18 protein-coding genes and 1 pseudogene are annotated in these 23,105 nt (G+C 37.9%); 8 read left to right on the forward strand and 11 right to left on the reverse strand.

Annotated features, from left to right (window positions below):
* The 7 genes and pseudogenes from O1449_RS04155 to O1449_RS04185 all read right to left on the reverse strand — a co-directional run bounded on the left by O1449_RS04155 (nucleotide 1) and on the right by O1449_RS04185 (nucleotide 7,310).
* The gene (locus O1449_RS04155) at nucleotides 1-1,044 is read right to left on the reverse strand and encodes an NAD(P)H-dependent flavin oxidoreductase (protein ID WP_269239243.1); all 1,044 of its coding nucleotides are present in this window, start codon (nucleotides 1,042-1,044) and stop codon (nucleotides 1-3) included.
* A 118-nt stretch (nucleotides 1,045-1,162) separates the two neighbouring features.
* Nucleotides 1,163-1,864, reverse strand: a complete 702-nt coding sequence (locus tag O1449_RS04160) for a VIT1/CCC1 transporter family protein (protein ID WP_050040643.1) — start codon at nucleotides 1,862-1,864, stop codon at nucleotides 1,163-1,165.
* 235 nt (nucleotides 1,865-2,099) lie between these two features.
* Nucleotides 2,100-2,261 (reverse strand): annotated as a pseudogene (locus O1449_RS04165) (hypothetical protein); the annotation flags it as partial.
* Between the two features lie 179 nt (nucleotides 2,262-2,440).
* The gene (locus tag O1449_RS04170) at nucleotides 2,441-3,883 is read right to left on the reverse strand and encodes a cryptochrome/photolyase family protein (RefSeq protein ID WP_269239244.1); all 1,443 of its coding nucleotides are present in this window, start codon (nucleotides 3,881-3,883) and stop codon (nucleotides 2,441-2,443) included.
* 119 nt (nucleotides 3,884-4,002) lie between these two features.
* Complete coding sequence (locus O1449_RS04175; protein WP_004663295.1) at nucleotides 4,003-4,485, reverse strand: FKBP-type peptidyl-prolyl cis-trans isomerase; 483 nt, start codon at nucleotides 4,483-4,485, stop codon at nucleotides 4,003-4,005.
* 122 nt (nucleotides 4,486-4,607) lie between these two features.
* Nucleotides 4,608-5,894 (reverse strand): NAD(P)/FAD-dependent oxidoreductase, encoded by a 1,287-nt coding sequence (locus O1449_RS04180; protein WP_269229853.1) that lies wholly within the window; start codon nucleotides 5,892-5,894, stop codon nucleotides 4,608-4,610.
* A gap of 96 nt (nucleotides 5,895-5,990) precedes the next feature.
* Nucleotides 5,991-7,310, reverse strand: a complete 1,320-nt coding sequence (locus O1449_RS04185; RefSeq protein WP_269239245.1) for a D-alanyl-D-alanine carboxypeptidase PBP6B — start codon at nucleotides 7,308-7,310, stop codon at nucleotides 5,991-5,993.
* 170 nt (nucleotides 7,311-7,480) lie between these two features.
* On the opposite strand from O1449_RS04185, the gene O1449_RS04190 reads away from it, so the two are divergent.
* Nucleotides 7,481-9,184 carry a M61 family metallopeptidase gene (locus O1449_RS04190; RefSeq protein WP_269239246.1) on the forward strand — a complete coding sequence of 568 codons (1,704 nt, stop codon included), beginning with the start codon at nucleotides 7,481-7,483 and terminating at the stop codon, nucleotides 9,182-9,184.
* Nucleotides 9,185-9,298: 114 nt separating this feature from the next.
* Here O1449_RS04190 and uraH read toward each other — a convergent pair whose 3' ends face one another.
* Nucleotides 9,299-9,697 carry a hydroxyisourate hydrolase gene (gene uraH / locus O1449_RS04195; protein WP_241306155.1) on the reverse strand — a complete coding sequence of 133 codons (399 nt, stop codon included), beginning with the start codon at nucleotides 9,695-9,697 and terminating at the stop codon, nucleotides 9,299-9,301.
* 489 nt (nucleotides 9,698-10,186) lie between these two features.
* On the opposite strand from uraH, the gene O1449_RS04200 reads away from it, so the two are divergent.
* A complete protein-coding gene (locus O1449_RS04200) occupies nucleotides 10,187-12,418 on the forward strand; it encodes an NADP-dependent isocitrate dehydrogenase (protein WP_269239247.1) in 2,232 nt (743 codons plus the stop codon).
* Nucleotides 12,419-12,555: 137 nt separating this feature from the next.
* On the forward strand, nucleotides 12,556-13,566 hold the full coding sequence (locus tag O1449_RS04205; protein ID WP_269239248.1) for a DUF2971 domain-containing protein: 1,011 nt from the start codon (nucleotides 12,556-12,558) through the stop codon (nucleotides 13,564-13,566).
* A 36-nt stretch (nucleotides 13,567-13,602) separates the two neighbouring features.
* On the opposite strand, the gene O1449_RS04210 is transcribed toward O1449_RS04205, so the two are convergent.
* Nucleotides 13,603-14,421 (reverse strand): rRNA large subunit pseudouridine synthase E, encoded by an 819-nt coding sequence (locus O1449_RS04210; protein ID WP_269239249.1) that lies wholly within the window; start codon nucleotides 14,419-14,421, stop codon nucleotides 13,603-13,605.
* 192 nt (nucleotides 14,422-14,613) lie between these two features.
* Between O1449_RS04210 and icd the strand changes: the two genes are divergently transcribed.
* The 3 genes from icd (at nucleotide 14,614) to O1449_RS04225 (ending at nucleotide 19,823) form a co-directional block, all read left to right on the forward strand.
* Nucleotides 14,614-15,870: an NADP-dependent isocitrate dehydrogenase gene (gene icd / locus O1449_RS04215; protein WP_005157986.1), complete on the forward strand. Its 1,257-nt coding sequence runs from the start codon at nucleotides 14,614-14,616 to the stop codon at nucleotides 15,868-15,870.
* A 221-nt stretch (nucleotides 15,871-16,091) separates the two neighbouring features.
* A complete protein-coding gene (locus O1449_RS04220) occupies nucleotides 16,092-16,910 on the forward strand; it encodes a PhzF family phenazine biosynthesis protein (protein WP_269239250.1) in 819 nt (272 codons plus the stop codon).
* Nucleotides 16,911-17,054: 144 nt separating this feature from the next.
* Nucleotides 17,055-19,823 (forward strand): M16 family metallopeptidase, encoded by a 2,769-nt coding sequence (locus O1449_RS04225; protein ID WP_269239251.1) that lies wholly within the window; start codon nucleotides 17,055-17,057, stop codon nucleotides 19,821-19,823.
* A 48-nt stretch (nucleotides 19,824-19,871) separates the two neighbouring features.
* Here O1449_RS04225 and O1449_RS04230 read toward each other — a convergent pair whose 3' ends face one another.
* Complete coding sequence (locus O1449_RS04230) at nucleotides 19,872-20,258, reverse strand: DUF3144 domain-containing protein (RefSeq protein WP_018676862.1); 387 nt, start codon at nucleotides 20,256-20,258, stop codon at nucleotides 19,872-19,874.
* 104 nt (nucleotides 20,259-20,362) lie between these two features.
* Between O1449_RS04230 and O1449_RS04235 the strand changes: the two genes are divergently transcribed.
* Complete coding sequence (locus O1449_RS04235) at nucleotides 20,363-20,995, forward strand: hypothetical protein (protein WP_269239252.1); 633 nt, start codon at nucleotides 20,363-20,365, stop codon at nucleotides 20,993-20,995.
* A gap of 97 nt (nucleotides 20,996-21,092) precedes the next feature.
* Here the strand turns inward: O1449_RS04235 and O1449_RS04240 are convergent, their stop codons facing one another.
* Nucleotides 21,093-22,541 carry a CYTH and CHAD domain-containing protein gene (locus O1449_RS04240; protein ID WP_269239253.1) on the reverse strand — a complete coding sequence of 483 codons (1,449 nt, stop codon included), beginning with the start codon at nucleotides 22,539-22,541 and terminating at the stop codon, nucleotides 21,093-21,095.
* Nucleotides 22,542-22,717: 176 nt separating this feature from the next.
* Here O1449_RS04240 and O1449_RS04245 point away from each other — a divergent pair, with 176 nt between their 5' ends.
* Complete coding sequence (locus O1449_RS04245) at nucleotides 22,718-23,089, forward strand: DUF962 domain-containing protein (RefSeq protein ID WP_269239254.1); 372 nt, start codon at nucleotides 22,718-22,720, stop codon at nucleotides 23,087-23,089.
* Nucleotides 23,090-23,105: the final 16 nt, after the last annotated feature.

Consider the following 23,105-nt stretch of genomic DNA (forward strand, 5'->3'; position numbering starts at 1 on the left):
TTAGTTGGTTTTAATTTCTAAGACCAACTGATTGACTAAATCGGCAGCTTCCAACTCTCTAATTTGTGCCACATTGCTCCCTGCCCAAAATGCGCCATAACTAAAATCTTGGTGGGTATTTGCAATGCTCATTAGTTGTTTAGCTAGATCATAAGTATAAGGATAGGCTGGCGTTTGAGGTCGATTTGGTGAGTCAATCAGTGTGTGCCAAGTCCCCACTAAACCGCGTGCTGGACGACCTGATAAGCTTGCACTGATTTGTGTAATAGATTGACTGAATAAAGCTTTACGATAGGCTGCATTCGCACTCGAACTTTTACACTGTACAAATGCTGTACCCAATTGAACAGCAGCAGCACCTAATTTCAACATCGATTTTGCTTGATCACCATTCATAATACCGCCAGCAGCTACGACAGGTAATTTACAATGTGTTGAGATGAGTTGTACGAGATCACTGGTTTTAATGGCTGCATCAAAAGTTTGATTGAAAATACCCCGATGTCCTCCAGCTTCAATCCCTTGAGCAATAATAATATCAATACCCGCCGCCTCAATAGCTTTGGCCTCGATGAGATTGGTTGCAGAAACCATGGTGATAATTCCAGCTTGCTTTAATGCCTGAATTTGATGAGGGTGAGGAATTCCAAAATGGAAACTCACGGCTTTGGGGCGAGTTTCAAGTACAACATTCAGGAAATCATCATTATCTAAAAAGCTTGGATAAATACAATTCAATTGAGTTGGAGGTTCTGCTCCGAATTTTTCAAACTCAGGACGAATATAGTTAATCCATTGTTGAGCAACTTCTGGATCGAGTTGTTCTGATTGATGGCAGAAAAAATTAACTTGAAAAGGGTGGTCAGTCAGTTCTTGAGTTTTAATAATTTGTTGTTTTGCTGCCTCTGTTGAATTTGCCCCAAGTCCCAAAGAACCTAAAGCCCCTTGATTAGAAACTTCAGCAGCAAGCTCTGGTGTTGACACACCAGCCATTGGGGAAAGAAAAATCGGATGCTTTATTTCTAATAATTCTAAAATTGACATGATTTATATACTCTTTAGCTTTTCCATCACCATAACGTAAAAACAAAAAGCCCTGCAAATAATAATCAGTATTTAATTATTGAATACTAATCTTTTTAAATACCGAATCACACAGGAATTAAATGGCAGTTACATGGAATAATGAGCCGACCCAACTCGAAAATGCCATGGCTAAAATGCCCCATAAGGTAATACGTAGACTACCTTTTAGCATTGATGTTCGAGCAAAATAACTGGATAACGCTCCCAATAATGCGAGTGAGACGATACCTGTAATTAAAACTGAGCGAGCGACCCATGAACTTGGGCTGAGTAAAATGGCAAGCATAGGAAGTACAGCACCACATGAAAAGGAAGCAGCAGAAGAGAGCGCTGCTTGAATAGGATTCGCGGCAGTATTTTCATGTATGCCAATTTCATCGCGGGCATGTGCCCCAAGTGCATCATGTTCTGTGAGTTGTGTGGCAACTTCATGTGCCAATTCAGGTTTTAGACCTCTCGAAATATAAATTTCAGTCAGTTCTTTCAATTCTGCATGCGGATTTTTTTCAAGTTCAGTTGCCTCAAATTTTAAGTCTGATTTTTCAATATCTTCTTGAGATTTTACCGAAATATATTCTCCAGCCGCCATCGAGGTTGCACCTGAGATCAGTCCAGCAATACACGTGACCAAGAGTGTTTGCGAACTCGCACCACTGGCTGCCATCCCCATAATTAAACTTGTGACAGAAATAATGCCATCATTTGCGCCAAGCACGGCAGCACGCAGCCATCCTGAGCGTTGTATGACATGGAGTTCTTGATGGTGTGACAAAGACATAATGGCTCTCTTTTTATATATGTAAACGTAATTATTGGGGCAAATAAATGAATCATTATGAGCAGAATTTTATGACGATTCATCAACTTAACTTACTTATAAAGTAACTTATTTTAACGATAGCGTGATGATGATTTAGTTATGATATGTGAATAGTTTAAAATTTTTATATGTGTGAAATTGATTTTGTATCAGCTATCGAGTTGGTATTTTGAGTTGAGATCGGCTTTATTGCACCAATATTTAAAAATGCGCCTGCAATCAATAACAAAATTAAAAAAATCCAACTGCCTCTGTAACTCGTAGGTAACCATTCATATTCATAAGCAACGATACCCATAAATATTTGAGCTGCGATAGTCCATAAGATGAGTGCTGGTGCTGGATTCTTTTGCATAGCTATTTTATTTTAATGAATTCTTTTCTGATTAACTTAACACCATATTAATGTGGTTTTTGATTGTTTTATGTGATTGATTTGATGAAATGATTTTGTAAACAGTAACATACGGTATGACCTGTTTATTTGTGCGATTAAAAAATGATTACTCAGCAAATTTATAGCCTTGGTTAAGGCTATAAATATGATTTGAAAGCTTCGATCGCGCGTGCTCTGCTAGTTTTAAGATCAACAATTGGTTTTGGATAATTGAGATTTTTTGATAAATCTTTTGCATAAGGTTCGTGTATGATTTGTGCATCCAAATTTGCGAGTTCTGGCACCCATTTACGAATATAGTCTCCATTGGAATCAAATTTTTGTGATTGGCTAATTGGATTAAATACTCGGAAATAAGGGGCAGCATCTGTGCCTGTAGATGCACACCATTGCCATCCACCATTATTTGCCGCTAAGTCACCATCGATTAAATGTTGCATAAACCATTGTTCGCCAATGCGCCAATCGATCAATAGATTTTTAGTTAGAAACATAGCGCAAATCATACGAACTCGATTATGCATCCAACCTGTTGCGAGTAGCTGACGCATACCTGCATCTACAATTGGAATACCTGTTTGCCCTTGTTGCCATTTTTCTAGATTAACCGGATCATCGCGCCAATTGATTTGTTGGGTTGCTGCTTTGAAGGGTAAATGTTTAGAGACTTGTGGAAAATCAAATAAAATATGTTGATAAAATTCACGCCATAACAGTTCATCGAGCCACGTTTGTTGACCTTCAGATTGAATAACAAAATCACCGTGCTGTTGTCGAAACAACGCTTGGATACATTGGCGGATGGAAAGTATGCCAATATTTAAATAGGTAGAAAGCTGGCTTGTGCCTGATATTGAAGGTAGATCACGAGATACTTTATAGTCCGTTAGATTCTGATCGATGAAATGATCCAATAAATTATGTGCGTGTGACTCACCGACATTCCAAAGAATCGTAATTGGTGGTTTTATTTTCTCTGCATATTCGACTTGTAATTGATGGATGTCTGTTTGAGCTAAAGCAGATAAATCTAATTTAATGGGTTGTTGAATATTGGGCATCGGATAGCATTGAGGTAAAGCATGTTGTAAACGTTGGTAGCATGCTTTTTTAAATGCGCCAAAAACTTGGTAGGGTAGGTTCGATTGATTACGGATAGACGCAAAAGGAAACAGAGTTCGATCATGTAACAGTACGAGTTCTTTTTGATGACGATTTAGCTGTTTTTGTACATCGGCATCACGTTTAAGTTCATGAACACCGACCTCAATATTGGCATAAATATTTTGAAAATTAATATGTTCTAATAAGCGAATAAAGAATTGGGGAATATCGTTCCATAAAGGAATGGTTTGAACGATTAATGGGATATTCAATGTATCCAGTTGTTGTTTTAATTCTTGTAGTTGGCGTAGATAAAATTCAATTTTAATCGGCGCATCATCATGGCGTTGCCATTGTTCAGGCGATAATAGAACGATTGCGATACATGAGCCTGTTTGAGCCGCATGCCATAAAGCAGCATGATCATGGATTCTTAAATCTTGACGAAACCAAATCAATTGATAGACATGAGACATAAGCTAACAACCATTACATTTATTAGAAAGAAATTAAATATAATTATGATTTTATCTATATCTATGTGAAGAAAAAGCAAAGCCGAAGCTTTGCTTTTTATCTAATTCAAAAATATGAATTAGTGGTGGTGACCACCTGCACCGTGAACATGACCGTGATCTAATTCTTCTTGAGAAGCATCACGGATTTCAACGATTTCAACTTCAAATGTTAAATCTTGACCAGCAAGAGGGAAGTTTGCATCAACAATAACGTTTTCGCCTTCAACTGCTTTAACAGTTACGATTTGAACGCCATCATCAGTTTGAGCTTGGAATTGCATACCCGCTTGGATATTGTCTACACCTTGGAACATTTGAGCTGGAACTTCTTGTACGAGGTCTGGGTTATATTCGCCATAACCTTCAGCAGCTGGAACAGTTACAGTAAATTTTTCGCCTACTGTTTTACCAAGAAGTGCATTTTCTAAACCTGGAATGATGTTGCCCGCGCCGTGCAAATATGCAAGTGGTTCACCTTGAGATTGATCAAGTGTTTCACCCTCAGCGTTTGTTAAAGTGTAGTGGAATGAAACCACGTGGTTATTTGCAATAGCAGTCATGTTGTTTGATCCATTCAATCAATTTAGGTGTACATCATAAAGTGAAAAATAGATTTTGTTGACTATTTTCCACTTTTTGAAACTATTTCGTTATAAATGGGAACGAAATAGAAAATTTCAACTCAATAAAGTTTAATTTTTGGACGTACACGACGTGTCAGAAAATCTTTCATGGTCAGCATTCCTGCTTGGGTATAACCATGAATATTGGCTTGATGTAATCGATACAAAGATACATACATTGTTTTGGCAATAAAACCTTGTACGCTTACATCACCGAGTAATTCTCCAACAGCCTGATTACTGCTTAATGAAACCAAAGAGCCTTTATCACTGAAATTAAACATAGGTTGAGGTGAACCAGATAAACGAGCGGCCATAGCATCTACCAAGAATGTCGCTTGTTGGCTGGCGACCTGTGCACGTGGTCCTAATGGAGGTTGACGTGCATCGAGCTGACAATTTGCACAATCCCCAAAGGCAAATACATTTGGATCTGAATAAGTTTGTAATGTCGCATAGACCATTAAACGATTAATTTTATCGCGTTTAAAATCTGTAAATGACTCCAAAACTTTAGGTGCTTTGACACCTGCCGCCCATACAGTAATGTCCGAATGCAAAACATGACCGTTGCTAAAATAGACATTTGATTCATCGACTTTTTGCACTTTATGTTGCGTCAGAATGTTGATGCCCATTTTTTGTAATTGTTTCGCGCTATGTGTAGCTGTTTTTTCATTGAGTGCAGGCAAGATACGATCTGAGGCTTCGATCAAGGTAATTTTAACTTGCTTTGGATTAATTTTCTTTAACCCATAACGATAAAAATTCTTCGTGGTTTCAATTAGTTCAGCCGCTAATTCAACACCTGTCGCACCCGCACCCACGATACCAATATTCAAGGCACGTTCAGTTGCTTGGTTTTGCGCTTCAATATAAAGATGGAATAAGTCCTGTTGGAAAATATCGGCTTGTTTGCGACTATCTAAGAAATGACAATTTTCACGTACACCTTCAGTTCCGAAGTCATTTGAAACTGAACCAACAGCTAATATCAACGTATCGTAGCTGAGACTTTGAATAACAGGAGTATGTTCTTTAGAAAGTTGAGGAGGTGAAATTGTAATTTGTTTTTGATCTTTATTTACGTTGATTAATGTTCCGAGAATGAACTCAAAATCATGTTTTTCTGCGTGAGCAAAATAATTGGTTTGTTCTTCGTGAGGATTTAGCGAGCCAGCGGCAATTTCGTGTAGGAGAGGCTTCCATATATGCGTGAGATTTTGGTCGATTAGGGTAATTTTGGCTTTCTTTTTCCTGCCAAAACGTTCACCTAATTGTGTTGCAAGCTCTAAACCACCTGCGCCACCACCCACAATCACGATATGATGTAAGGTTTTGCTCATGATTAACCTAATTATTTTTGTGAAAGGATGGTTGGATTATGCCATCCTTTTTTTCAACATTGTATGGTTAATCTTGATAAAAATAGTAGGTTTTTTTTATCCTTGATTCAAAGGATAAAGTTTAGCAGCTTTGACATCATTTGTTGAAAAAAACGAGCATAAGTTTGCAAACCAAATCATAATTTTTTGAAAAATATTCGCTTCTTCAATTTCCACGTTATTTTCAATTTGTAGACTACGAATTAACTGGTTATTTTGATAAACCGTCACTGTGGCCAAATTCATGACTTGCGTCAATGGCGCTGTTAAATGCTGTTCATTGAGTTTGATATTGACGTGTGTTTTTGTCGTTTCAAGTGGTTCAATGGTTTTGATTTGCTGGTTTGTATCAAGCAAATGTATACGCTGTGTGAGTAAATCAAAACTATTTAGATCAATTGGTGTCGCTTGATCGTATAAAGATGTTGTTACGATAGTAGGTTGTTGAGTTTCAACTTTGAAAATTTTCAAAGTCGATTTGATTACAGGAAGTTCAGCAATTAGCTTTTGCTTTGGAATCACTTCTTCATCGCGTGTGTATGTATAAGCTAAATTCATTAATTTATGCGCGACTTCAGCACGTTTTAGCGCACTTGGTGTTCCAAGTACTACAACAATCAAACGGCGCTTATCAACATGTGGATTTAGAGTCGGGCGCTCAGCGGTTAAAGCCAAGTTGTAACCTGCCGCCTTGGTATAACCTGTTTTTAAACCATCTGCTGTTGGATCCATTTTTAATGCAAGATTCGTTGCACGATGGAAACGTTGGTTATAGCTAAAGCTTGGCATTTTTGAATAATGTAAATATTCAGGTGTCTCTTTTACAATCGCTTTTGCTAATAAACTCAAATCTGCTGAAGTTGAGTAATGATCTGTCATGGTGATACCAGCAGGATTACTGAAATGGGTATCTTTCATCCCTAAGGCTTGGGCTTCTTTGTTCATACGCGCAACGAACTGTGGAACACCACCTGAAATTTTTTCAGCAAGCGTAACCGCAGCATCATTTGCAGACATCACAATTAAGCCTGCCAAAAGCTGATCAACCGAAATTTGTTCACCAGCCTTTAGATACATCTGTGATTCATCCCACATGACGGTGCTCACCACAGGTGTTGCGGTTAATACCTCTTCCTTACGTAATTTACCTGCTTCGATTTCTTTCAAAGCAATATAAGCCACCATCATTTTGGTGAGCGATGCAGGCGAACGTTGAACATGACTATTATGTTCAGCAATGATTTGACCTGATTGAGCATCTACGATCGACCAAGCTTGCGCTTCAACCGTTTCAGGAGCGATATTGAGTAAATTAGCATGTACTAAATTGGCACATAACAGACTAAACAACGTAAACAGCGAGAGGAGAAATTTCACGAGAACACCTAGTGCAGCCGATCCAATGGCATGGAAAGCGAAAAAAGCATGCTATGACTTTTTTGTTGCAGAATCCAGCAACTTTTGCCAACAATTAAGACATCTACGCATGACTTTGTAAAAAAATGCTAAGCTGTGTGAAACCGTTCCTATTTTTATGATCTAAAACTATGTTGCACTATCAAATTGAGTTTGACGATTATCGCCAACATCTTATTCATGTCACACTTCGTTTCCTCGCTAATCCGAACCAAGAACTTTGGTTACCGACATGGATTCCTGGCAGTTATTTGATTCGAGAGTTTTCAAAACATATTGAATCAGTAAAAGCATCTGATGAAGCAGGGCGGTTACTTAGTATTAAGAAAACGGAAAAGAACCGTTGGCGCTTATTCAATACAGATCATGAATTGATTACGGTTGAATATGATGTCTATGCTTATGATTTGTCGGTACGTGGTGCGTATGTCGATCAAACTCGTTTATATGTAAACCCCGCTTGTGTTTGTTTAGGTTTAATTGATCAAGAACAGTCACCATGTGAAGTTGAAATTTTCTTACCACATGAATTAAAACATTTTCAAATTGCAACGGGTTTAACTGCTAAGAGTTTGGTAAAAGGACGCTATACTTTAAAGGCAGATAACTACGATCAGTTGATTGATAGTCCATTTGAGTTGGCAGAACAAAGCCGTTTTAGCTTCGAAGCGAATGGTATTCCACATGAATTTGTCATCTCAGGTAAACACACAACGAATTTGACGCGTTTAAAAGCTGATATGGCAAAGATTTGTCAGGCTGAAATTGACATGTTTGGTTCAGCACCATTCCAAAACTATACCTTTATGACGATGGCAACGGGCAATAGTTATGGTGGGCTAGAGCATTATAATAGCACTAGTTTGATCACACCACGTGATGATTTGCCGAAAGTAGATGAAGCTGAAGAACCGTCTAAAGATTATCAACGTTTCTTAGGTCTGTGTAGTCATGAATACTTTCATTCATGGTTAGTGAAGTTTATTCGTCCTGAAAACTTCGTCAATTATGACTTAAACAAAGAAAGTTATACCTCTTTGCTTTGGATTTTTGAAGGTTTTACCTCTTATTATGATGACTTGATTTTGTTGCGTAGTGGCGTGATTTCTCAAAAATCTTATCTGGATTTGCTTAAAGCACAGATTGAGCGTTATTTGCAAAATCCAGGGCGCTTTATTCAATCCGTTTCAGAATCGAGTTTTGATGCATGGGTTAAATTCTATCGTCAGGATGAAAATTCAAATAATGCGGGAACCAGTTATTACAATAAAGGTAGCTTAGTTGCGCTTTGTTTAGACTTGGGCTTACGTTTACGTGGTTCAAATTTAGATGCCTTGATGCGCCGTTTGTATGAAAATACCCAAAATGGCATTCAGGTCAATGAACGCACGATTTTTGAATTGTGTAATGAATTGACAGGGGATAACTGGATTGAACAAATTAATCATTTGATTAATACCACTGATGAATTGCCATTGGATCAACTATTCCCTGAGTTTGGTTTGAGCTATATCGTTAAAAATGACAAAGCATTACCTTTTGGCTTAAAAGTGCTAGATAAAGCGGAAGGTGTCATCGTGCAAAATGTTCGCCGTGATAGTGCTGCTGCACAAGCTGGTTTGTCTGCTAACGATGTCATTATTGCGATTGATGGTATCAAAGCATCAGAAAAGTTGTTGGCGAAGTATGCAAAACAAAAAGGCACATTTACAGTTTATGCATTCCGTCGTGATGAGCTCCTACAGTTTGAACTGCATGCTGGAGAGAATCCTCTGAATTCGGTTGAGTTAAAAGTTGAGGATCAAACCAAATTAGAGGCTTGGTTGAAAGGTTGATGCAATTGATAGCATTGTATATATCATTAACATAAATCTTCAAATGAATGAGGGAACAGATTCAGTGTCCCTCATTTGTATATCAAAATTTTAATTAAGATTTTTTGAAAATTATTAGTTACCACGATAAGTTGAGTATCCATAAGGACTAATCAAAAGTGGAATATGATAATGTTCAAGATTGCCATCCACAGAAAAAATGACAGGAACTTCTGGGAAAAATGAGCTTTGTTTATTCTTTTGGAACCATTCACCTGTTTTAAAAGTAACTTTGTAAATACCTTTTTGAAGGGCAGCATCTTCAGGATATAACGCTGTGATCCGACCTTGTTGATTGGTTGTACTTTGGTTAAGCTCTTTCCATTGGTTATTTTCTTGTTTTTCCAAAATAACTTTTACACCCGCTGAAGGAAGTCCATTTTCTAAGTTAAGCACATGCACACTTAAAGGGTTTTGCGCAAAGCTAAAAGATGAAAGAGAAATGGCTACGCAAGGAATTAAAACTTTTAACATCTGACCAATCCTAAAAAATAAAAAATGATTTTAATCATTTGTTCAAAATATAGGTTTAAAAAGTGTAAATGAAACTTGAGTCGAATATTCGTACGGACTTAAACAATTTATTATGATTAAGCATTTTATAAAATATTTGGCAGAAATGAATCAGCAAATAGAATTTTAAAAAATGTAGGGTTTAATCGTACGGAAGTACTCAAGCATTGGTATTTCGTATCGAAATGTCAATATCACGATATATTACATTGACTGAGAAGTAATCAACACTGATACTCTCATGTTTTATTTAAGCTAACCGGTTCCTTGGTCACAAAGCGTAAGCTTTATACCATTATTTCGTAGCGAAATGTCAATATCACAAGATATTGCGTTGACTGAGATACGTTGAGGACTGATACTCTCAGACCTTAATCAAGCAAACCGGTTTTAATGGACTGGGCCAAAAGCTCGTTCATGAAAAACTCAACCAAACACAAGGGGCTATATATGGCTGGTGGAAAGTCAAAAATCATTTATACACTGACTGATGAGGCGCCATTGTTGGCGACCTATTCGCTACTGCCGATCATTGAGACCTTTACTAAGCCAGCTGGCATAGAAATTGTCAAGAGTGACATTTCTGTTGCAGCACGTGTGCTTGCGGAATTTTCGGAATACTTAAGCGATGAGCAGAAGGTAAGCAATAACCTTGCTGAGCTTGGTCGCCTTACTCAAGATCCAGATACAAATATCATTAAACTGCCAAATATCAGTGCTTCAGTTGCTCAGTTAACAGCATGCATCAAAGAATTGCAGTCTAAAGGATATGCAATTCCTGATTATCCAGAAAATCCAACAACGGATGAAGAGAAAGAACTTAAGACGCGTTACGGTAAATGTCTTGGTTCTGCTGTAAACCCTGTATTACGTGAAGGTAACTCAGATCGTCGTGCGCCTGCTGCTGTAAAAAATTATGCGAAAAAGCATCCTCATTCAATGAGTGAGTGGAAACAGTGGTCACAAACGCACGTTTCTCATATGGAAGAAGGTGACTTCTACCATGGCGAGAAATCAATGACACTTGATCGTGCACGTAATGTGAAGATGGAGTTAATCACGAAGGGCGGTGAGACAATCGTTCTCAAGTCTAAAGTTGCGCTTCAAGATGGCGAAGTGATTGACTCGATGTTCATGAGCAAAAAAGCATTGTGTGACTTCTATGAGAAGCAACTCGATGACTGCCGTGAAGCTGGTATTTTATTTTCATTACACGTAAAAGCGACCATGATGAAAGTTTCACACCCGATCGTTTTCGGTCACTGTGTGAAAATTTACTATAAGGATGCTTTTGAAAAACACGGTAAGTTATTTGATCAGTTAGGTATTAATGTCAATAATGGTATGGCAGGTCTTTATGAAAAGATCGCAACTTTACCAACTTCACTTCGTGAAGAAATCATTGAAGATTTACATGCTTGCCAAGAACATCGCCCAGCATTAGCTATGGTTGATTCAGCGAAAGGGATTGATAACTTCCATTCTCCAAACGACGTGATTGTAGATGCCTCAATGCCTGCAATGATTCGTGGTGGTGGTAAAATGTGGGGTGCCGATGGTAAACCTTACGATTGTAAAGCAGTCATGCCTGAATCAACTTTCGCACGTATCTACCAAGAAATGATCAATTTCTGTAAGTGGAATGGTAATTTTGACCCACGTACGATGGGTACAGTACCGAACGTTGGTTTGATGGCGCAAAAAGCTGAAGAATACGGTTCACACGACAAAACTTTTGAAATTCCTGAAGCGGGTATTGCGAACATTACTGATTTAGACACTGGTGAAGTGTTGATGTCTCAGAATGTAGAAGAAGGCGATATCTGGCGTATGTGTCAGGTGAAAGATGCACCAATTCGTGACTGGGTAAAACTTGCGGTAAGTCGTGCTCGTAACTCTGGTATGCCTGCGATTTTCTGGCTCGACCCATACCGCCCACACGAAAATGAATTGATCAAGAAAGTTGAAAAGTATCTAGAAGAACATGATACAGATGGTCTTGATATTCAAATCATGTCACAAGTGCGTGCAATGCGTTATACGCTTGAACGTGTAGCACGAGGTTTAGACACAATCTCTGTGACTGGTAACATCTTACGTGATTATTTAACTGACTTATTCCCGATCATGGAGCTGGGTACTTCAGCGAAAATGTTATCAATCGTTCCGTTAATGGCGGGCGGTGGTATGTATGAAACAGGTGCAGGTGGTTCAGCGCCGAAGCATGTTCAGCAGTTAGTTGAAGAAAACCACTTGCGTTGGGATTCGCTTGGTGAGTTTCTTGCGCTTGCAGTTTCTTTAGAAGAGCTTGGTCTTAAAGAAGATAATGCACGTGCGAAGTTACTTGCGGAAACTCTTGATCAAGCAACGGGTAAATTGCTAGATAACGATAAGTCGCCATCTCGTCGTACTGGTGAGCTAGATAACCGTGGTAGCCACTTCTACTTAGCAATGTATTGGGCTGAAGCGCTTGCTGCTCAAAACGAAGATGCTGAATTGAAAGCGAAGTTTGCGCCTCTTGCAAAAGCCTTGGTTGAAAATGAACAAAAAATTCTTGCTGAATTAAGTGAAGTACAAGGTAAAGCTGCTGATATCGGTGGTTACTACGCTGTAGATCCAGTGAAAGTAAATGCAGTGATGCGTCCAAGTTCAACGCTTAATGCTACGCTTGAAACTATTTAAGTTTTAATACTTAATGATAATTTATCAGTGATGTAAGAAAGCCGATGTGAAAACATCGGCTTTTTTAAAGTTGATTTATTTGAATTAAGTTTGATCTGAAGTTAGTATTAATTTTTAATATTATTTTCTATAAAAATATGAATGTTTATAAATATAGGTTTGGTTCAAAACGTGATTTAGATTCTTTACAACAGAATTATTTTTATGCCCCTAATTCTTTAGAATTAAATGATCCTTACGAAGGGATATTTATTGATGAGATATTAGATGCAACTGGACTACATCATTTGTTTAAAAATGATTTCTCTCGATTTTATAAAGAAGTTAAAAATTACGGTATTTACTCCTTGAGTAAAACTGAAAAAGATGAGTTGTTATGGGCGTATTACGCTAATGCACATAAAGGTTTTTGTATTGAATATGATCAAGAAATATTATTGAAAATCGAAAGTATTAAATTGAATTGTATTGTGCAATATGATGTAGATATACCAAAATTGAATTTTAGCTCAGTATTTCATCATAATAGTATTTCTAAATTGACCGAGTTAATTCTTGGTACAAAATCAAAGAGGTGGTTGCATGAGGATGAGATAAGAATAATTATCAATCATTTTGGTAAGGTTGAATATGATGCTAGAGCCGTGAAGGCAATTTATTTTGGTTTAAGAATGCCAAAAACAAAGCAAGATCTGCATGATGATAATAAGAAATTATCAGATAGTTCATCTCAGGTGAGTCAAGAACAGGTCATGGAGGTGTTGAAAGGACGGAATATCAAATATTATCAAATGGCATTAAAACCTAACTCTTATGAATTTGAATATAATGAAGTTGTAGACCCTTATGGAGATGCTGAAAAATATAAAAATACTGTTAAATTTATAGATAAATCTTTGATTGATTACAATGGTTATGGTTGGGAAATAGACACAACTTATTTTGATAAGGTTGCTGAGATTATTCGTAGAGATCCTTATTTTTATAAATTGGCTTGTATAGCTATTTCTGTGAATGATCCAAGAAGTAAAATTGAACCGATTATTTATGCTCACTTCTATAAAACGGAAGAAGAGATATCGCCGATAAAGAAAAACTTCACTTTGCAAGAAATTGATAATTTTTATGAGAAATTACATTTAGCGTAAAAAAGCCCACTTCCGTGGGCTTTAAAAAATCAACTTTTAACGACCATTACGGTTGCGACCACGTGGTGCTTTAGTATTTGGACGAGTTGTACCATTGGTCTTACGACGTGGTTTCTCACTTTCATCCATTTGCCAAATACGTGTTGTACCGCGACCTGCTTTTTTCTTACCTTTAAACGGTTTTTCACCTTTTTCTTCACGTGCTTTATCTTTAGCACGAGAGAAATGCGGTTTATTATTCGTTTTTTTAGCAAAAGAGCGTCCTTCATACGGCTTATCTGCAGGAACATCTTTAAAGTCAGGATATAACAAAGGTTCAATTTCAACTTGTTCGCCAGGTTGTAAACCTAAACGAACCAAATCAATTGCACCAATTTTAGTACGAATTAAGCGTAAAGTTGGAAAGCCAACCGCCGCGGTCATACGACGTACTTGGCGATTACGACCTTCGCAAATTTGTAGCTCAATCCAACTTGTTGGGATGTTAGCGCGATAACGTACTGGTGGATCTCGTTCCCATAACCATTCTGGCGCATCTACTTTCATTGCGTTAGCAGGTAACGTCATGCCATCAGCGAGTTCAACGCCTTTACGCAATTGTTCTAATGCTTCCTCAGTTACATCACCATCAACCTGAGCAAGGTAGGTTTTAAATTTTTTATTTGCAGGATTCGTAATGTATTGATTCAGACCACCATGATCGGTAAGGAACATAAGTCCTTCTGAGTCAAGATCAAGTCTGCCTGCCAGACGTAAATCTGGATCATGAATAAAATGAGAAAGTGTAAGGTGAGCTTCATCCTCACGGAACTGTGACAAAACGTCGAAAGGTTTGTTGAATACAACTATTTTCATATGAGTATACTGCTTTGGCTATGGGCGGCATCATAACAATAAAGGTTTCTATTTAATGGGAAAATGTTGTTATTTCCCGTATAAATCTCAAAAAAACCTGTTTTGAACTAAACTGTTTCATGCAATAAAAACGAAAGTATGCCATAGAAGGCATAGTTATAATCGCTAAATACATGAGGGAGAACCTGCAAAATGGGTTATCAGAAGATCGTGGTTCCTGCTGATGGTGACAAAATCACAGTAAACGCAGACCTGTCACTGAATGTTCCAAATCATCCAATCATCCCTTTTATTGAAGGTGATGGTATTGGTGTGGATATTACACCAGCTATGAAAGCAGTAGTAGATGCTGCGGTATTAAAAGCATACGGTGGCAAACGTTCGATCGAATGGATGGAAGTCTATTGCGGTGAAAAAGCAGATAAAATTTATGGCACTTACATGCCTGAAGAAACCTTCGAAGCTTTACGAGAATTTATTGTTTCAATTAAAGGTCCTTTAACCACACCTGTGGGTGGTGGTATTCGTTCACTGAACGTTGCGTTGCGTCAAGAACTTGATTTATATGTTTGTGTGCGGCCAGTCCGTTGGTTTGAGGGTGTTCCTTCACCTGTTCAACATCCTGAACTCACGGATATGGTGATTTTCCGCGAAAACTCAGAAGATATTTATGCAGGGATTGAGTGGAAAGCAGATTCAGAGGAAGCTAAAAAAGTTATTAAATTTCTAAAAGAAGAAATGGGCGTAACAAAAATCCGTTTTGACGAAGGCTGTGGAATTGGGATCAAACCTGTTTCTAAAGAAGGGACACAACGTTTAGTACGTAAAGCCATTCAGTTTGCGATAGATAATGATAAACCTTCTGTGACGTTGGTTCACAAAGGTAATATTATGAAATACACCGAAGGTGCATTCAAAGAGTGGGGCTATGAACTCGCAATAGAACGCTTTGGTGGTGAACTACTTGATGGTGGACCATGGGTTAAAATCAAGAACCCTAAAAATGGTAAAGACATCATTATTAAAGATGTGATTGCCGATGCATTCTTACAGCAAATTTTAATGCGTCCAGCGGACTATTCTGTTATTGCGACGCTTAATTTAAATGGTGACTATATTTCTGATGCGCTGGCAGCAGAAGTAGGGGGAATTGGCATTGCACCGGGTGCCAATATTGGTGGTGCGATAGCAGTTTACGAGGCAACTCATGGAACTGCACCAAAGTATGCGGGGCAGGATAAGGTTAATCCTGGTTCAATTATTCTTTCTGCTGAAATGATGTTACGTGATATGGGGTGGGGCGAAGCTGCTGATTTGATTATCAAAGGTGTTTCTGGTGCAATTGAAGCGAAAACAGTAACGTATGACTTTGAACGATTAATGCCAAATGCAACCCTATTGCGCTGTTCGGAATTTGGTCAAGCCATTATTCAACACATGGAAGATTAAACAAAGCTGAGCTAAAGAGAAGGGTGTTTAAGTAACGCCCTTTTTTGTCGGCATTTTTTTAGTTCGATTGTATCGTTTGTTAATATCGTTCTTTCATTGTGCATTTCACATGATTTTCAACCATATAAATATGCACTGTATCGTAAATTTAGATAAATCTGTATCTATGTTTCATCGGCTAAAAGTTCAGAATAGTTGAAAAATATTTAGAGTCTCATGTCATGAAGATGTATCAAGTTGATGCTTTTACCCAAGAACTATTTAAAGGTAATCCTGCAGCAGTCATTGTGTTAGATGAATGGTTAGATGAAAACTTAATGCAAAATATCGCATTGGAAAATAATTTATCTGAAACGGCTTTTGTCAAAAAACAAGATGAAACTAATTATGAAATTCGTTGGTTTTCACCAACAGATGAGGTTGCCTTCTGTGGACATGCGACTTTAGCCAGTGCCTTTGTTTTATTTAAAGATTTCACCACTGTAAAGACGATTCAATTTCATGTGAAAGATTTGGGCATTTTTATCGTTAGCCAAGCAGCAGACGGCAAGATTAAAATGAATTTCCCTATTCGAAAAGCTGAACTTATATCTGAATATCCTCAAGAACTTCGAGATGGTTTAACCAAGCCATTTAAAGCGGTTTATCTGAATGGTCAGGCATATATTGTTGAATATGAAACTGTCGCTGATGTATTAAACGAGCAACCTGACTTTGAAAAATTAAAGCAATTAGGCGCATTACGTACCGCAATTACTGCATCTCAACCTGATGTTGCTATTACAGCGAGAGGCGAAGGTCAGTTTGATTGTGTATCTCGCTATTTCGCCCCTACGATTGGGATTAATGAAGATCCTGTTACGGGTTCGATTCATACTGCAATTGCACCCTTGTGGGCTGAAAAACTTGATCAAACTCAGCTTATCGCATATCAGGCATCAGTTCGAGGTGGGATTTTAGAGTGTGTTATTGAGTCTGAAGATCGTATTGAAATTTCAGGTTATGCAAAACTGTATATGCAGGCTGAACTTGCAATCTAAATTTTAACTCAAACGCTATAAAAACATAGAAAAAAGCTGTTTAAATGCACAGCTTTTTCAAAACATCACTATTAAAAATGCGAATCGTTCTCTACTATATGGTTTATCGTTTTATTTAAATGACTAAAAATACTTGGATAAATTATGTTAATGCGGTTTAAGCAGCTTACACTCTCTCTTTGTTTGATTGGATTGAGTGCGACATCTTGGTCTCAGACAGTACTCGTAAAAAGTGAAAAAAATATCGAAGAATATAAATTAGATAATGGTTTCAGAGTTATTCTTGCACCAAATGATAAAGAAAACAAAGTTTATGTTAATACGGTGTACTTAACAGGTTCACTGAATGATCCTAAAGGGAAAGGTGGTCTTGCTCATTTGCTTGAACATTTGGCATTTAAAGGCACACAAAATGTCAAAGGTGAGGAATTTCAGCGTCGTTTGGATCAATTCACTTTAATGACCAATGCCAGTACCGATTATTACTCAACTAAATATTTAAATATTGTTCGTCCTGAAAAAAATGCACTGAATGAAATTCTATACCTTGAGTCTGAGCGTATGGATAAATTGGTGTTACAAGAAAAATTTGTCCCTTCTGAAATTGAAATTGTAAAACGTGAACGTGAAATTCGTATGGATCAACCGTTTGCAGTATTGATGGATCAGATGTGGAAAGCAGCTTATGGCAATCAATATTTAGGTCGATTGCCGATTGGTGATTTGCCTGAATTAAAATCTATAAAAATGAATGAACTAAATCAGTTTTATAGAACATGGTATGCACCAAATAATGCCGTAATGGTCATTTCTGGAAAATTTGATAAATCAGAAGTATTAAATAAAATTGATCAATATTTTAGTCCGATTCCTGCACGTACTGTGCCTACACCTGTTCAAGTGCCTGTTTTGGATTCAAGTAAGATTGAGCAGCGAAAATTCACGGTGCAAAAGGGCAGTGATCTTGCTAAATTCCACATTTATATGAATGGAAAAAATACGCAACTACAACCAGCATTAGCACTTGCACCGGCACTTTATACCATGCAGCCTAGTGGTACGCTGTATAAGAGTATGGTCGAAACAGGAGTGAGCACGGCTGTTCAATCGACGACATGGTTGGACCAAGATTTTAATATGGTCTTTATGGGTGCGGTGTATGCGCCGAATCATGATGCAAAAAAAGTTGATGATGCGTTGGTTGATGGTGTTGAGAATAGCCAAGCATTTACTGACGCAGAATTACAACGTATCAAAACTATTACTCAAAATACCGCTGATACGATTGCAAATGATGCTGTTGCTTTGGGTTCTCGCCTTAGTGATTATGCAGTGTCTTCACACGGACAATGGGATCAGTACTTCAAAGATTTACAAGCCATTCAAGATTTAAAATTAAATGATGCCAATCAAACATTAAAACAGTTTTTAGTATCATCACATCGTATTTCGGGAGATATTCTACCTACGCCTGAAGATCAAAAGAAAGCGATGACACTCAAGGCACAAGATAAACCTAAAACCTTAGATCAAAGTGCCGAAAAGCCTGAACCGTTAAAAGATGTTGCGATTTATCAACAAGAAGTCACTCAGTTTGTTGCACAGTCTGCGCAGCAACTACAGAAAAATGAGCAAAAAATCCAACGCGGTGAGTTAAAGAATGGTATTCGCTATGCTTTATTCCCAACCACAACACGTGATGATAAAACCTATGCCACGATTAGCCTAGATTTTGGTACGGAAAAATCACTGTTTGGTAAAGGGGTGACCTTAGATTTAACCAGTTATTTGATGTTGCGTGGTTCCGAAAAACATACACTGCAAGAAATTACAGATAAAGCGATTGCAGCAAGTGGTGGTGCATCTATCACTTCAAATGGTAATGGTTTAACAATTGGGATTCAGGCAAAAAAAGATAAGTTTGAAGATTTTTTAAACTTTATTATTGATGTCATGAAGCAGCCTAAATTTGCACAATCAGAATTTGATTTAGCGAAAAATCAAAGCTTATCTGCATTAGATCGACCGTATACTGAACCTGCTGTGGTCGCATCTATGACTTTGGCTCGATTACTTGAAACCTATCAACCAGGTGATTTGCGTTATCACTTTGAACCTGAATTTGCCAAAAAGCAGTTAAATGAAGCGACACAAGCACAGGTTAAGCAATTCTATGATCAATTCTTTGTCACTAATCATGCGCAAATCGCAGTGACAGGTGATTTCGATCCGAAGAAAATGCAAAGCACCCTACAGAAAGCATTTGGACAGTGGAAAACCAAACAGCCATACCAAAAAATTACATCGCCGTATGTTCAATTCAAAGCAGAAAAAGTACATGCTCTATCCGAGCAACGTGAGTTTGGTAGCTATCAAAGTATTCTGACTATTCCTGTAGGTGCTTACCATCAGGATGCACCTGCCTTGATTCTCCTCAGTCATATTATGGGTAACTCGCAGTTATCTTCTCGTTTGGCTCAGGAATTACGTGAGAAAAATGCGCTTGTTTATGGTTTTGGGAGTGATCTTGATCTAGATTCAGACACGGAAAGTGGGTCGATTAGTATTACAGCGAATTATACAGCGGGTCGTTCTGATCAGGTATCGCAATCTGTTCATAAGGTATTGACCGATTTATTGAGTAAAGGGGTAACTGAGCAGGAAGTGGAAGCGGCTAAAGCAGATATGATGAAGAAGCGCGTGACTTCATTAGAAGATGAACGAAATATTCATAAAATGCTTACAGGACAGTTAGAGCGTAATAAAACCTTGATGGATCGTGCTGAGCGAGATCAAGCGCTTGCAAAACTGACCAAGGCAGATGTAGATGCTGTAATTAAAAAATACATCAAATTGGATCAGTTTGTGGAAGTGATGGCTGACCAATATGGTAAAGCCCAAGACTTAAAATAGCAGATCAAAAGAAAGCCACTCTTAGGTGGCTTTCTTTTTGAACTTAAATCATTCGTGATCGTGTTTATGCGTATGAAAATCTTCATTTTTACGGAAACGTAGATAATTTTCAAACTGCTCGCAATATTCGTCAAAGTTATCTTCTAACATCATTTGAAATTGTTGCAATAAATAAGACATAACTTGCTCTTTGGCATCACGCATTTCATTGCCATCTTTAAAATTATTTGCTGCAACCCACGTATTAAAGCGAGCTGTGCCAAATAACATCGCAGCACTCACTTGCGCACGTAAATCTTCTGGCTTCGGTTGTTGCCCTTTTTGTGGGCGGCAAAACTCATTGGCTTGTTTAATAAATTCATCCGCACGCTCAAAAAATACTGCATTTAAAGCTTCTTCTTCTGTCACATCAGTGGCATTAATTTTTTGAGACATGATTTTTCCCAACAACAAATAAGACACAATATTATAGACAAAGCCTTGTCGAAACTAAACCTTTGGCTTAATCTAAAATAGCCTAAGTAATTAGAATAATCACTATGCAAGATGCAATCGCGATTCAAAGTCTTAAAACGGATGTTGCCTTACTACGCCAACATATTCATCCACCACAATATTTAGAGCATGTCGAAGGTTTGCCGATTTATTATGGTTTAAAGGACGAGGTTGATGAATACTACCGACAATGGCAACCTTTGATTGAAAGGGCACAGCAACTCTGTCAGCCCTTTATGGAGGATGGTGTGGTGGATGCCATTCATTTACCGAGCCATCTTAATTTGCCGCTGTTTTTCTTTCATGTCGATCGTATTCGAATTAATAAAACACGGGCTAAAGAATCTAAGACTTTTCGTGGTGTAGCGGCTTTGCTCGAAAAATGTGGGCAATTTGAGACCGATCAGATTTTTGCGATGCAGGAATGGTTGGGGAGTGACGATACTGCGGCGTTAGTGGCACATCGTGAGTTTATTGATTTACGGACTTACGTATTTCAGCATGGGCAAACCGAGTATACGCGCACCCGTTTTTATATGAATGGTATGATTTTAAGTGTCGAGCCACATTTTAAATTGGTGGATGCACGGGATAAGCCACGTAAGCAGCGTAATGATAGTTATAGTGATCCGATTGCTGATAATGGGACATGGAAGATTTTTGGGAAATATCGGTAAGATTTGATAATTTCTTATCAAGTCAATCTTTTCATCCCCCTCTTTTTCAAAGAGGGGTTAGGGGGGATTTACACTTATCTGTATTTGGGGGCGATTACTACTTCCAAAAAATATCTTTAACCGATAAATGCTGTAACTTTTTATTAGCTTTCTTTGCGACATGCGGTTGTTGTGCTTTTACCCAACCTAAAGCAAATAAAAATTGTGATTGTTCTAGTGCTTGTTTTTCAAAAATCTGTTCCGCCACAAATAGATCATTATAAAAACCTAAATATTCTTGGATTGGTTCTAGTTTATTCAGAAATTGCTGAACCTCTTTTTCAGGATAAAGCCCTGAAATAAAGTCGATGCAATAACGCAATTGCTTGATATGCTTACGAGTACGATGCTGTTCTTCAATTGCAAGCGTAGAAAACTGAGCTGCGTCCTCTAAAATTTTGTTAAAAAGCTTGCTCAAACTTTTAGCTACTTGTTTAGATAATTTTGATTTCGACTCATTATCACAATATATCAAACTAAATAATGATAAGAATAGCTGTGTTGTTTTAGCTGTACTGAAAAGCTTAGCGATATTGGAATCTATTTCAGCACCAAGCGGAAATTCAAAATCACAGCTTTGTTTGATCAGCGGAATCACAGAATCCTGAATTGCATCGTGATCACGAGATTGCCCCAAAGCTCTAAAAAGTTCTGCCAATTCATTTTCCCAAGTTGGATCAATCTGTGCTGACCAATTTGAAAAATGTTTTAAAGCAGAGCGTAAACGACGCAAACCGACACGCGTTTGATGAATATGATCGGCTTCAGCGACACCATCGGCAATTGCGGCAGCATTCGGCAATATCTGGTTTAAGGTATTTTCGACGATCAATTTAACTGCTTGTTCGGCGCTAATGTCGGATTCTAAGTTTAGCGGTTTGGCTTTGGTCGCAGGAGAAACACGTTTGCCAACTGCCAGTAAATTACCGCGTTCTGCTTTGCTACGCACATCAAGCCATAATTGATATTTATCTACCCATGTCTTGGCAAAATGAATTAAGTCTTGTGCTACACCTTGTTTGAGTTCAAATTCGACTTCACAGATTTTGGCTTGATCGGTTGGGGTACGAATTTCACCATCATCTAAACAAACTTCGATCTGCGAGCCTTCAAACTCAAACACATGGAAACTTCGTTGTACATTGGTTTGAAACTGTAATTGTAGCTCAGCAGGCGTATCACCTAAAATTTCATGTAGCACCGTTTGAACGGTTCGGTTGTGCTGATAAAGTGATAAATCGAGTTCAGGTTCTTGTTCACATTTACCCAGATAAATATCTTCTTCAATGCGTTGTAGATGGTTTTTACTGGCGGCTTTAAAGGTTTGTACCCAGTGTTCACCTTCTTGGCGTAAACGGATAGCGACATAGTTTTTGGCAAGTAAGCGGTCAGCGGTATCATAATATTTGGCTTGGAGCTGAATTTTTTGCGCTTTTTGCTTATTCAGTGTTTGTAAAACGGTTTTTTTCTTAGATTCAGGAAGTTGAAATTTAAGCTCTATTTCCATGATGTTATGACTCCTGAGCGCAAAGAATGATAAATATAAAATGAGTATAACGGGTTGACCTCAAGAATGATTGTAAAGTTGTTTTAAGTCTGGATACGATGACACCTAATGACTTTATTTTGTGCAAAAAATGAATTAACGTGTGAACAATCTTGCACGATTAGGATGATCAAGAAATGAATGCACCAGCCAATATAGCCAAGCCAGTGGAATTTTCATTACCGATTAAAAATTATAATGAATTCTATTATTTCTACCTGACAGAGCATCGTAGTATCACGAGCCGCCGATTGCATGTCGCAGGCAGTTCTATTGGCTTATATTTCTTTACTAAAGCAATTCGTCAGCGTAAAGCAAAATACTTCGCTTATGGCTTAGTCTCAGGCTATGCCTGCGCTTGGGTGGGGCATTTTTTCTTTGAACACAATAAACCTGCTAGCTTTAAACAGCCATTTTATAGCTTCATTTCTGACTGGAAGATGCTGTCGGACGTTGCACGTGGGCGTTTGAGTTTGGTTGATCGTCAATTGGATAAAATTGATTCTTAAAAAATATTTTTCTTTA

This window comes from Acinetobacter sp. TR3 (genome assembly GCF_027105055.1).
GTDB lineage: Bacteria > Pseudomonadota > Gammaproteobacteria > Pseudomonadales > Moraxellaceae > Acinetobacter.